Genomic DNA, 12,227 nt, shown 5'->3' on the forward strand with positions numbered 1-12,227 from the left:
CGGCTCCTTGGCCTGCAACCGAGCGCTTAGCCGCGGCTGTCTCCGGTGAGGCGATCGAGCCAGGCCTGGGCCTGTTTGGGCTCGCCCACCGCTTCGGGCCCGACCGGCCCGCGTGACGCGGCGAACTGTTGGTGCAATTCGTAGGGCGGCATGGCCAGCCGCGCCCGTGCCCCGTCGATGGCATCCCCAAGCTCGTTCAGACTGTCGATGGTCGAAGCGACCGCCGCGGGCGTCGAGCGGTCGCCATTGTGGCCGAAGAGGCCCCATTTTCCCGCTGCGGTCGTCCGTAATGCCGCAATCAGAGCCGCCGCATATTCCGACTCCAGTTCAGCCCTGCGCTCATCAAGACGAGCAAGTCGGTCACCTTTTGCCATAGCGGCCCCTAATCCGCTCTACCGTCGTATGCAGTCAAGGCATTGATCAGGACGCGAATGTCCGAGGAAAGACTCCCGGCAGTGCTTCGCCCGCGCGAAGGGGCATCCCGCCGTCGCGGGAGTGCCTTTCCACGCCGCAAGTCCGACTCCGCCGACATGCGTGCAAGCTTGTCCGGCACGCTCAGTGGAACCTCTTTGCGATACGGGCCCGGTCCCATCCGGCGACTAAGAGAGTTGTGGTGCACCAGCTTCGCACCACAATCGAGCTTGCGGAAGATCCGCCCAGGGCTTGCCGGCTTGGCGGCATGGTGTCGAAGGCAAGACCAGGCGGTTGCGGGCGGGCCGGATCGGTCCTGGGTTTGCTGTCGCCCATAGAATAGCCGCTGTCCGTTACTGCGTCCAAGCGAGCCAAGCTCCCACAGCTCTTGTCCCACCGCTGCGCGTCGGTCACCCTGTACTTTGCAGGGTCGAGCGCAGGCGAGGGGGACGGAGAGAGGGGATGAACGAACGATCTGCGCAGCCGGCGTTGATCGGCGAAATCGGACTGGCGGCGAAAAGCGCAGTCTGCATCCAGGTTCCTCCGGCTGCGACCGGTTCGATCGTGACGCTGTATGAGAGGGACGCAGACCGGCCGATGAGCCCCGCCTCCATCACTAAACTGCTGACCGCATTGACGGCGTTGAAGGTCGCCAAATCCAAGGGTGCTTCGCTCTCGGACGGCGTGCAGGTCGTATCACGGGATCTTGTGGGAGGTGCCGGGCAGAACCTGCTCGAAGGGGACCGGCTCAGTTTCCATGATAGCTTGGCGAACCTTCTTCTCGCGTCTTCCAATGTGACTGCGAACGCTATTGCCCGGACCTTTGGGGAGTTGCTGGCGGAACCGAGGAACTGCCAGGGTGGTGATGCCACTCAGCGCTTCGTCACGGAGATGAACAGCGTCGCGGCCGACCTGGGAATGAAGATCTCGCGATTCCTGAATCCCCATGGACTTGCGGTCAGAGGACAGCGGTCCTCGGCTCGGGACCTGTCTTTGCTGACCATCGAGTGCCTGAAGTGGCCGGAAATCACGAGACTCTGGGGTCTGGACACGTTCAACGTCACCATTGCCGGGAACAACGCTCGGGATCTGACGGTGAGGTCAGTGTTGCAGGATTCCACCAGAACTTCTGTCGGCGGTGGTTTCCTCCCACAGTTCAGAGGCGGCAAGTCCGGATCGCTGTACCCTTCGGTGTTCAACCTGGCTGCGGTGTCGGAAAGTGTCGCGGGAAGCCTTATCCTGTCGGTTAGTCTCGGCTCCCCCACTTTGAAGGATCGGTACGCCGACTACCTGGCGATGTTTCGCTCCGGCAACGCAGCGGCCTCTGCCGGGAGCCTGCCTCGGCCAAGCGTCGCGTAGCACTTGAGGGGCGGTCCATTTCGTCGGGCGAGCCACTTGCCGCTGACAGACCGTGCAATCCGCGCTGATTGCTACAGTCTTGAAGGGGCGGCCCTCTCGAAAAGGGAACCTATAGTGGGACGGTCGCCCTGCCGATCGGATACGGGCGTCCGGGGCATCCGCTTTCCCAGAACCCGTTCCCGATTGCTCTTCCCGGAAAGTGCGGCTCGAAGAGGTAGGAACGGGAATAAACGCGCTGAACGGAGAGCGGCTTCTGGATCCTGATTGCCAAGCTGGATGTCCGGAATTGGCGTTTTCTGCCGTCGGGCGAACGGCGAACGGCGAAAAGTGGGTGGGAAGCGGTCCGGCGGCTTTCGAGATCAGCTATCCGGAAATGGACAGTCCGCGGACGGTCTCCACCGCGTCGGCAAATGCGAGCGGGTGCTCCTGAGGAAGATTGTGCCCTGAGGCTATCGTGCGGTGTTGATGTGGCCCGATGAAGTAGGCTGCCTGATCCGCCGTGCCGCCGGGCTTCAACGGATCACGTTCGCCGTCCAGCGTTACCGCCGGAACCACGATCTTCGGCTTGTTCCGAAGGCGCGCTTCAAGGCCGTCATAGGCCGGGTCACCTGCCGTCAGCCCGAAGTGGAAACGATAGGAATGGATGACGACGTCGACGAAGTCCGGATTGTCGAAAGACGGTGCGGTTCGATCGAACGTGGCATCGTCGAAATGCCAGTTGGGCGACCATTGCTGCCACAGTAGCCGACAAAGTTCGCGGCGATGTGTGGCGAGACCCTCGCGTCCTCGCTCAGTCTGGAAGAAATGCTGATACCACATCACCGATTCCAAAGCGGGCGGGAAAGGATGGCGCATGCGCTCGACGTCGACCACGTCATAGCTGGCAAGCGATACAAGGCCTGTCACTCGTTCGGGCCAGAGAGCCGCCGCAACACAGGAAGCGAGACCTCCCCAGTCGTAGCCGGCGAGGATCGCGCGTTCGATGCCGAGGAAGTCCAGCAGCCCGATCAGGTCCGAGCCCAAAGCAGCCTGCTGCCCGGATCGCATAGTTGCGACGGATCTGAATCGCGTGGGTCCGAAGCCGCGAAGGTAAGGCGTGATCACTCTCGCGCCGGCACCGGCGAGGAGAGGCGCGACCTCCGCATACGCGTTTATATCGTAAGGAAAACCGTGGGAAAGTACGACCGGCCAGCCGTCTGCTGGACCGACCTCCTTATAGGCTATGTGCAGTGCCTCAGTGTGCGCCAGCTTCATGACCAGAATCTCGACGTCGAAGATGTCACTGTCTTCTGCCGCCGCGATTTTGTCGAAGCAACGTTTGCCCATCCAAGGTTTTGCCGCCTTATCGCAGCTCGTGAAGGAACGGCCGCTGCCAAGAACCTCGATTAGGCCCCTGGACCACGGCATTTGGGCGATGGCGACGGCAGCTACTCGAAGTCTGACGTCCGATGCGGGCGTTTGCGGCCGATCAAAGCAGCGTTCTCGTGCGGCAGCCTGGTCTCGAAACGGCGATGTTCCGCCTTAGCATCGTGATCGCCGAGGCGAGCAGCTTGGCCGAGCCAGTGCCGATAGCCCGAGAGGTCGCGCCGATTGAACGCGTTCATAGCAAGGTGCTGTGCGCCCAGAGCGTTGCCAGCGCGATAAGCTCGATATGCAAGACCGCTTTGACTGAAAGGATCGGCAATCCGTCCGACTTTGGCAAAAGTGCTACTCAGCTCGATCATCGCTGTGCTGTCACGTCGAAATGCGAGATGCCACAGGATCGGCATCCGGTGCCCATTCCCCTGATTGTCGCGGATCGCCCAATACCGCGCCCACAGTCGATCTTGCTTGCCCATGCCGCCATCAATGACCTGCTGAACGAATGGCCGCAATCGGGAGCGCCTTATTGATCGTTGAACGTCAAGAAGTGGGCGGGAGCTGCCGTTCCCCTTGTCGGCGCACCGGCGGGTCGGGCACCTGGAACTCTGGGTTTCTGCCTGCGCAGGAGCACGGGTGGGCGGGGCGCGGACTATCTGCCCACCACCGTCATGCTGACGCAGGTCAGCATCCAGACGCGCAACGCCTGCGGCTCAAGCGGTAGCGGCAATGGATCCTGACTTTCGTCAGGATGACGAAGAAGGGAGGCGTACGCGTCCCGGGGCTCTCCACCACAAACGAAAACGGGCGACGAAACCGCCGCCCGTTCGGTCGTTCTTGCCGGAAACGCCCGTGCTTACTTCGGTGCGAGCACCATCAGCATCTGGCGGCCTTCCATGCGCGGATAGGCTTCGACCTTGCCGATCTCGATCACGTCCTGCTGGACGCGCTGGAGCAGCTGCATGCCGAGCTGGCCGTGCGAGAGCTCGCGGCCGCGGAAGCGCAGCGTGACCTTGACCTTGTCGCCCTCGCCCAGGAAGTCGTGGATCTTCTTCATCTTCGTATCATAGTCATGATCGTCGATGTTCGGACGCATCTTGATCTCCTTGATCTCCTGCGTCTTCTGGGTCTTGCGGGCGATGTTCGCCTTCTTCTGCGCCTCGTACTTGAACTTGCCGACGTCCAGGAACTTGGCAACGGGCGGGTCGGCGTTGGGCGACACCTCGACCAAGTCGAGCCCGACCTCCGCGGCCTGCTCGATCGCCTCGCGCGTGTACATCACACCCAGATTCTCGCCGTCCTGGTCGATCACGCGGACCTTGGGCGACTGGATGAATTCGTTGAAACGCGGGCCGTTCATCGGCGGGGGCGCCATCGGACGGCGCATCATGGGCGGACGGATAGGTGTAGCTCCTTCAGGTTGTTCGAGTCTCTATGTAGGGGACGCAGGCGCCCATGAAAAGTTCAGTCGCGCGGAACTCGCCCCGAAAGGAGCCGAATCCCGCCCGAAAGAACCCCTAGCAGCGCGATTTGCCGCGAAACCGCGTCAGTTGCGGCGCAGGTCGGGCGCCACCGCCTCAGCCGTCAGCATCGCCACCGCCTCGTCCAGCGTCAGCATCTGCTGCCCCTGGCTGCCCAGGCGGCGCAGCGCCACGGTGCCTTCCTCGGCCTCGCGCTTGCCCACCACCAGCAGGTTGGGGACCTTGGCCAGCGAATGCTCGCGCACCTTGTAGTTGATCTTCTCGTTGCGCAGGTCGGTCTCGACCCGCAGGCCGGCGGCCTTGAGCTTCTCCACCACCTGCTGCGCATAGTCGTCGGCGTCCGACACGATGGTCGCGACCACCGCCTGCACCGGCGCCAGCCACAGCGGGAAGCGGCCGGCGTGGTGCTCGATCAGGATGCCCAGGAAGCGCTCGAACGTGCCCAGGATCGCGCGGTGGAGCATGACGGGGCGGTGGCGGTTGCCGTCCTCGCCGACATAGCTCGCGTCGAGTCGCTCCGGCAGCACGCGATCCGACTGGATGGTGCCGACCTGCCACGTGCGGCCGATCGCGTCGGTCAGGTGGAACTCGAGCTTGGGCGCATAGAAGGCACCTTCGCCGGGCAGCTCCTCGAAGTTCGCCTTGATCGCGTCCGACAGGTTCGACTCGAGCACCGCGCGGCGCAGCTCGTCCTCGGCTAGGTCCCACATCGCGTCGCTGCCGAAGCGCTTCTCCGGGCGCAGCGCCAGCTTCACGGCGTAATCCTCGAAGCCCAGGTCGCGGTACACGCTGTCCAGCAGTTCGCAGAACTTGCGGACCTCGTCGACCAGCTGGTCCTCGCGCACGAAGATGTGCGCGTCGTCCTGGGTGAACTGGCGCACGCGCATGATGCCGTGCAGCGCGCCGTGCGGCTCGTTGCGGTGGCAGCAGCCGAACTCGGCCATGCGGATGGGCAGATCGCGGTACGACTTGATGCCCTGGCGGAAGATCAGCACGTGGGCCGGGCAGTTCATCGGCTTCAGCGCCATCAGGTCCGCGTCGCCCGAGATCACCGCGCCCTCGTCTTCGGTGTTGGGCACCTCGTCGGGGACGACGAACATGTTTTCGCGATACTTGCCCCAGTGGCCGGACTGCTCCCACTGGCGCGCATCCATCAGCTGCGGTGTCTTGACCTCGTCATAGCCGGCCGCGTCCAGGCGGCGGCGCATGTACGCCTCCAGCTGGCGCCACAGGATATAGCCCTTGGGGTGCCAGAAGACGGAACCCTGCGCCTCGGACTGGAGGTGGAACAGGTCCATCTCCGCGCCGATCTTCCGATGGTCGCGCTTGGCGGCTTCCTCCAGCCGGGTGAGGTGCTGGTCGAGCTGCTTCTTGTTGAGCCAGCCGGTGCCGTAGATGCGGCTCAGCATCGCGTTCTTCTGGTCGCCGCGCCAATAGGCGCCCGAGACGCGCGTCAGCTTGAACGCCTGCGGATCGAGCTTGCCGGTCGATTCCAGGTGCGGCCCGCGGCACATGTCGAGCCAGGCGTCCTCGGCCTTGCCGGCGCGATAGACGGTCAGTTCCTCGCCGTCGGGCAGCTCGGCGGCCCATTCGGCCTTGAACGTCTCGCCCTTTTCGCGCCAGCGCGCGATCAGCGCCTCGCGGGTCCACACCTCGCGGATCAGCGGCTCGTTCCGGGCGATGACGCGGCGCATCTCCTCCTCGATCGCGGGCAGGTCCTCCTCGGTGAAGGGGCGATCCTTGGGGGCGAAGTCGTAGTAGAAGCCGTCGTCCGTCGCCGGGCCGAAGGTGATCTGCGTGCCGGGAAACAGGTTCTGCACCGCTTCGGCCAGCACGTGCGCATAATCGTGGCGGGCGAGCTCCAGCGCGTCGGCCTCGTCCTTGCTCGTTAGCAGCGCGAGCTGCGCGTCGCCCTCGAACGGGCGCTGCAGGTCGCGCAGCTCGCCGTCGACGCGCGCGGCGATGGCTGCCTTGCGCAGACCGGGCCCGATCGCCTGCGCGATGTCCGCGGGGGTAGTCCCCGGCGCTACCTCGCGGACGGAACCGTCGGGCAGCGTGATGCGGAACAGTGCGGACATGGGATCACTTCTCGGCTGGTTGGATGGACCACGGCCAATGTCGTGGCAGGGGTCCTTTAGACAAGTCGCGCGCGTTGGTCACCTATGCGGGTGGAACACGACGGCGCGCGCCCCATATGGGCGCGGTGCGGCCCTCCCGCACCCGAAATTCTCGAACTGCAAGGAACCTCCATGCCCAGCAACGCCAATGCCTTTGCGGCGCAGAGCCCCGAGTCCCCGCTGGCGCCGTTCAGCTTCGAGCGCCGCGATCCCGGCCCGCGCGACGTGGCGATCGACATCCTGTTCTGCGGCGTCTGCCACTCCGACCTCCACACCGCCCGCGGAGAGTGGGAAGGCACGCTCTACCCGTGCGTTCCGGGGCATGAGATCGTCGGCCGGGTGACCGCCGTGGGCAGCGACGTCACCAAGTTCCAGGTCGGCGACATCGCCGGCGTCGGCTGCATGGTCGACAGCTGCGGCGAGTGCCCCTCCTGCCGCGAGGGCGAGGAGCAGTACTGCGAGACGACCGGCTTCGTCGGCACCTACAACGGCCCCGATCCGGTGCTGGGCGGCCACACCTTCGGCGGCTATTCGGACCATATCGTCGTCGACGAGAGCTTCGTGCTGAAGGTCGGCCACCAGGCCGACGACCTGGCGGCTGTCGCGCCGCTGCTGTGTGCGGGCATCACCACCTATTCGCCGCTCAAGCATTGGAAGGTCGGCCCGGGCCAGAAGGTCGGCATCGTCGGTCTCGGCGGCCTCGGCCACATGGGCGTGAAGATCGCTGCGGCGATGGGCGCGGACGTCTATGTGTTCAGCACCTCGCCCAACAAGCGCGATGACGCCAAGCGCCTGGGTGCCAAGGACCTGATCGTGTCCAAGGATGCCGACGCGATGGCCGAGCATGCCGGCAGCTTCGACTTCATCCTGAACACCGTCGCGGCCAGCCACAACCTCGACCAGTTCCTGACGCTGCTGAAGCGCGACGGTACCATGACGCTGGTGGGCGTGCCGGAAGAGCCGCATCCCTCGCCGTCGGTCGGCAACCTGGTGTTCCGCCGCCGCGCGCTTGCCGGCTCGCTGATCGGCGGCATCGCCGAGACCCAGGAGATGCTCGACTTCTGCGCCGAGCATGGCCTGACCGCCGACATCGAGATGATCGACATCCAGGACATCAACACCGCCTATGAGCGGATGGTGAAGAGCGACGTGAAGTACCGCTTCGTGATCGACATGGAGTCGCTCAAGCAGGCGGCGTGATGGAGGAGGGCGGGGTGCCGAGCGCGCCTCGCCCTTGTTCGTGCTTTGGCCCGACAAAGCCGCACGGCTTCACGAATCCGTCTCGGTGAACGCGGCGCCGTTGCAAATGCGCTCGCCGTGCTCCTGAGCGGGCAGGAGCCCAGAACCGCAAGCGCCGCACGCCGTTGTTCTGCTTGGCCCTGGCCCCCTGCCAGCGCAGGGGTGCGGCAGGGTGCAAGACCCACCTCGTCATGCTGACGAAAGTCAGCATCCAGACACGCAGCGCCAGAGGCGCAAGCGGAGCGGCAATGGATCCTGCCGTTCGTCAGGATGACGATGGGGGAGGGGGCGGCGAAGTCCCCTCAACCCGCCCCGAACGGCACCACCATGTTGCCGGCCGCATGGCCGATCGCCGCCCGCCCGAGATAGGGCACCCCTAGTACCCCGGCCCAGCGGGTCATGATCTCGTCCAGCGTCTCGCCGAATTCGCCGTTCTCCGGCACGTCGGTGACCTGGCCCAGCCGGATGCCGGCGAGCCCGTGCAGCTGGGTCGCGTTGCCCACTGTGAACATCATCCGGTCGATGCGGTAGATCGCCTCCGACACCTCCTCGACATAGAGGACATGGTCGGTGAGGTCGGGCAGCCAAGGCGTGCCCACCAGCGCCTCCAGGATGGCGAGGTTGAACGCCGCCGCCGGGCGCCCGTCTAGGTTCGGCTCCAGCACATGGGCATCGCGGTTCACCAGCCAAGCAAGCGCCCGCCCGACCGAGGCGCCGCCATCCGAGCGTCCCACGTCGATCGGCATCGGCCCGTGCACCTGCCGCCCGATCCGCCGCGCATAGAGCGCGCCCAGCAGGAACCCCATGTCGGAATAGCCGAGATAGGCCTTGGCTGCCGCCGCGCGGTTCAGCTGCGGCAGCACCGTGCCGAGGATCCGGTTCGACCCATAGCCGCCGCGCGCGAACCAGATCGCGTCGAAGCCGGGATCGTTGGCGAACTCCAGGAACGCCGCCGCCCGCTGGGCATCGGTGCCGGCGAAATGCCCGGCCTCCAGGAAGCATTGCGGATGCACCACCACGTCGACCTGCGGAAAGGTGATCGCCGCGAACGCCTGCACCCGCGCGGCCGCTTCGGGCGTGATCGCACGGGCGGGGGCGACGATACCGATGCGCATGAACTGCCTTTCGCATGAGCCGGCCTGCCCGCCGGCGACGCGCCAGCGGCTTGCCCCCCGGCCGCCCCGCCGATAGCGCGGGGAAATGGACCACGGCAAATCCTTCTTCCTCGTCGGCATCGGCGGCAGCGGCATGCTCCCGCTCGCGACCATTCTTGCGCGGCGCGGCGCCACCGTCGCCGGCTCCGACCGGGCGCTCGACAATCCGGCGCTCGGCCCCAAGTTCGCGGCCCTGCGTCGGCAGGGGATCGCGCTGTTCCCGCAGGACGGCAGCGGCATCGTGTCGGCCGAGCAGACCGTCGTCGCCTCCGCCGCGGTCGAGGCGACCGTCGCTGACATGGTCGCCGCCGACCGGGTAGGTGCGCCGAGGATGACCCGGCCGCAGCTGCTGGCCGAGCTGTTCAACGCCAGCCCCTTGGGAATCGGCATCGCCGGCACCAGCGGCAAGTCGACCGTGACGGGCATGATCGCCTGGATTCTCCACGCCACCGGCCGCGATCCGACGGTGATGAACGGCGCGGTGATGAAGAATTTCGTGCGCCCCGACGCGCCCTTCGCCAGCGCGCTGGTGGGCGCGGGTGAGGCGTTCGTGAGCGAGGTGGACGAAAGCGACGGCTCGATCGCCTTCTATCGCCCGCGCGTGGCGGTGCTCAACAACGTCAGCCTCGACCACAAGACGCTGGAGGAACTACGCACGCTGTTCGGCGGCTTTGCCGACCGCGCGCAGACGGCGGTGGTGAACGTCGGCGATGCCGAGTCCGCCGCGCTCGCCGCTGCGATCCCGCGCGCCAAGCTGCTGACCCTCGCGGTGGAGGCGGCGGCCGACCTCTCCGCCGAGGCGCTCGCGCCCGAGCCGTTCGGCATCGCCTTCGACCTGGTCTCCGGGGGCGAGCGCCGCCGCGTCCGCCTCGCCGTGCCCGGCCGCCACAATGTCGCCAACGCGCTCGCCGCGATCGGTGCGGCGGTGGCCGCGGGTATCGACCGCGACGAAGCCGCGCAGGCGATCGAGGGCTTCGCCGGCCTCAAGCGCCGCTTCGAGCTGGTGGGGGAGGCGAACGGCGTCGCGGTGCTCGACGACTTCGGCCACAACCCGGACAAGATCGGCGCCACCCTCGACACGCTGCACGACTTTCCCGGCCGGCTGCTGCTGCTGTTCCAGCCGCACGGCTACGGCCCGTTGAAGGTGATGCGCCGCGAGCTGGTGGCGATGTTCTTGGCAAAGCTCGCTCCCGGCGACCGGCTGGTGCTGCCCGATCCGGTCTACCAGGGCGGCACCGTCGCGCGCGAGGTGACCAGCGCCGACATCATCGCCGACCTCTCGGTTGCCGGCGTCGACGCCCGCCACATCCCCGACCGCGCCGCCGCCGCCGCGCATCTGGTGGCGGAGGCGAAGCCCGGCGACCGCATCGTCATCATGGGCGCGCGCGACGACACGCTCAGCCTGCTCGCGGCCGACATGGTGGCGTGGCTGGGGTAACGAACTGAAAAGCGCACTTGTCGAGATGACAAGCTTAGTTGACAGAGTGCGAGGCCACTGTCATGCTTCCTTTACAAACAGGAAGGGAGCCTTGCCATGAATGCGTCGACACCTGCCATGAAGCGCTACAACCGCCGGATGCTCTGGGCATTCGCCGCCTATGTCGTCGCGCTGTTCGCCGCCAACAGCATCGACAACCACTATCATCTGCAGGGCGGAGTGCTGATCGCGCTGTCGGTGGTACCCGCGCTGCCGATCATCGCCGTGGTCGCGATCATCGGCCGCTACCTGGTCGAGGAGCGCGACGAGTATCTGCGCCAGCGTCTGGTGACCTGCATGTTGTTCGGCACCGGGGTGCTGCTCGCCGTCGGCACGGTGTACAATTTCCTGTCGGGCAGCGGCGCGATCGATCCGATGCCGCGGCTGTGGATCTTCCCGGTGTGGGCGATGGGCTGGTTCGCGGCGCAGGCCTTCCTCTGCCTGCGCGACCGTTTTGCGGGCCAGCCGGCATGAAGAACCGGCTGCGCGTGCTGCGCGCCGAGCGCGGCTGGAGCCAGGGCGACCTGGCCGAGCGGCTGGAGGTTTCCCGCCAGAGCGTCAACGCGATCGAGACCGGCCGCTACGACCCCTCGCTCCCGCTCGCCTTCCGCATCGCCGACCTGTTCGAGCTTTCAATCGAGCAGATCTTCGTGAACCCCGCCTTGGAGGCGGGCGAGGAGTGAGCCCGGCTGTGTGATCCAGTGGCAGTTCGTGAGTGGAAAGCGGATCGACTGCTTCTGGATCGTAGCCGAAGGTAAGCCGACTACGCCCGAACGAGCGCGAACCCCTCTTCCGTCCCCACTATGTTGCCCTCATCCCGAAGTTCTCGGGCCAACTCGTTGGTAAGAACCACGCCGCTGACGGTGATCCGCGACCAGTCCGCGTAGTGCTCTTGGACGTTCCAGACTGACCGAAGTATGGCCCCATGCCCGATCTCCTTGCCCTCCGGCGCAAATAGGGCGCTGCCGGCATCAAGATCGGACTGCTTCTTGAACCACCGGCGATTTTCGTCGCTCTCCACGATCCAAACCGCGCCTGCTTTCTGACCTTGGAATGCGGGTTCGAAGATGATCGAGATTTCCGTCCGGGCGTTCTGCGCGACGGGAGGGCGGTTCGCAATGGCAGGTGTTGAGCCGGTGGAACGACCAACTTTCTCTGCCCATTCTATGGTTGTAATGGCCAAGAGCCCGATCACTAGGCACGCGAACATCAACTTCTCTAGCGAGGGCCCGAGCTCGATCACTCTCCAATATGAGGCGGCCAGCGCGAAGGTGACCAGAAGGCTCGCCAATCCTATCGCTCGCCGAGCCGAACCCATACTCCGCCCCTTCATGTCGGTTGCCGCACTATGAGCTAGCTGAATCAACGCCCGCAAGTGGGCGGTAGCTGCCGTTCCTGCCCTTCGCACCGTCATCCCGGCGAAGGCCGGGATCCATGTCGCGGCGCGCGCCTGTGGCCGGATGGATCCCGGCCTTCGCCGGGATGACGAGGGGCGAGAAGTGGGTGGCTGCGCTTCTCGACGGCGGTTGGAACCAGGCAGGTCGAATATGCGCGGCTTGCGGCCGGGCAGCGTCGTCGATCCTCTCACCCCTTCCGCCCGCAAGGGCTGTCCTACGACCCTCCCGCCGTG

12 protein-coding genes are annotated in these 12,227 nt (G+C 65.8%); 5 read left to right on the top strand and 7 right to left on the bottom strand.

The window, feature by feature from the left end:
* Positions 1-26 precede the first annotated feature (26 nt).
* Entirely contained in the window at positions 27-374 is a 348-nt protein-coding gene (locus EO081_RS01080; protein ID WP_129340121.1) for a hypothetical protein, read from the bottom strand.
* 499 nt (positions 375-873) lie between these two features.
* On the opposite strand from EO081_RS01080, the gene EO081_RS01085 reads away from it, so the two are divergent.
* Positions 874-1,770, top strand: a complete 897-nt coding sequence (locus EO081_RS01085; protein WP_129340122.1) for a D-alanyl-D-alanine carboxypeptidase family protein — start codon at positions 874-876, stop codon at positions 1,768-1,770.
* Positions 1,771-2,133: 363 nt separating this feature from the next.
* Here EO081_RS01085 and EO081_RS01090 read toward each other — a convergent pair whose 3' ends face one another.
* From EO081_RS01090 to thrS, 4 genes are all read right to left on the bottom strand, one after another.
* Positions 2,134-3,096, bottom strand: coding sequence for an alpha/beta fold hydrolase (locus tag EO081_RS01090; RefSeq protein WP_240697496.1), 963 nt, complete (start codon positions 3,094-3,096; stop codon positions 2,134-2,136).
* 101 nt (positions 3,097-3,197) lie between these two features.
* On the bottom strand, positions 3,198-3,644 hold the full coding sequence (locus tag EO081_RS01095) for a hypothetical protein (protein ID WP_129340123.1): 447 nt from the start codon (positions 3,642-3,644) through the stop codon (positions 3,198-3,200).
* A gap of 341 nt (positions 3,645-3,985) precedes the next feature.
* Positions 3,986-4,519, bottom strand: a complete 534-nt coding sequence (infC, locus tag EO081_RS01100; protein WP_125961602.1) for a translation initiation factor IF-3 — start codon at positions 4,517-4,519, stop codon at positions 3,986-3,988.
* 156 nt (positions 4,520-4,675) lie between these two features.
* On the bottom strand, positions 4,676-6,688 hold the full coding sequence (gene thrS / locus EO081_RS01105; protein WP_129340124.1) for a threonine--tRNA ligase: 2,013 nt from the start codon (positions 6,686-6,688) through the stop codon (positions 4,676-4,678).
* Between the two features lie 171 nt (positions 6,689-6,859).
* On the opposite strand from thrS, the gene EO081_RS01110 reads away from it, so the two are divergent.
* Positions 6,860-7,927, top strand: a complete 1,068-nt coding sequence (locus EO081_RS01110; protein WP_129340125.1) for an NAD(P)-dependent alcohol dehydrogenase — start codon at positions 6,860-6,862, stop codon at positions 7,925-7,927.
* Positions 7,928-8,268: 341 nt separating this feature from the next.
* Here the strand turns inward: EO081_RS01110 and EO081_RS01115 are convergent, their stop codons facing one another.
* A complete protein-coding gene (locus tag EO081_RS01115; protein WP_129340126.1) occupies positions 8,269-9,081 on the bottom strand; it encodes an LD-carboxypeptidase in 813 nt (270 codons plus the stop codon).
* 85 nt (positions 9,082-9,166) lie between these two features.
* Between EO081_RS01115 and EO081_RS01120 the strand changes: the two genes are divergently transcribed.
* From EO081_RS01120 to EO081_RS01130, 3 genes are all read left to right on the top strand, one after another.
* Entirely contained in the window at positions 9,167-10,558 is a 1,392-nt protein-coding gene (locus EO081_RS01120) for a glutamate ligase domain-containing protein (protein WP_129340127.1), read from the top strand.
* 96 nt (positions 10,559-10,654) lie between these two features.
* Positions 10,655-11,071: a hypothetical protein gene (locus EO081_RS16705; protein WP_165284421.1), complete on the top strand. Its 417-nt coding sequence runs from the start codon at positions 10,655-10,657 to the stop codon at positions 11,069-11,071.
* Complete coding sequence (locus tag EO081_RS01130) at positions 11,068-11,280, top strand: helix-turn-helix transcriptional regulator (protein WP_129340128.1); 213 nt, start codon at positions 11,068-11,070, stop codon at positions 11,278-11,280. Before EO081_RS16705 ends, EO081_RS01130 begins: the two co-directional genes overlap by 4 nt.
* A gap of 80 nt (positions 11,281-11,360) precedes the next feature.
* Here EO081_RS01130 and EO081_RS01135 read toward each other — a convergent pair whose 3' ends face one another.
* Complete coding sequence (locus tag EO081_RS01135) at positions 11,361-11,888, bottom strand: hypothetical protein (protein ID WP_221214940.1); 528 nt, start codon at positions 11,886-11,888, stop codon at positions 11,361-11,363.
* Between the last annotated feature and the right edge of the window lie 339 nt (positions 11,889-12,227).

This window comes from Sphingomonas desiccabilis, from assembly GCF_004135605.1.
In the GTDB taxonomy this organism is placed as follows: Bacteria; Pseudomonadota; Alphaproteobacteria; order Sphingomonadales; family Sphingomonadaceae; genus Sphingomonas; species Sphingomonas desiccabilis.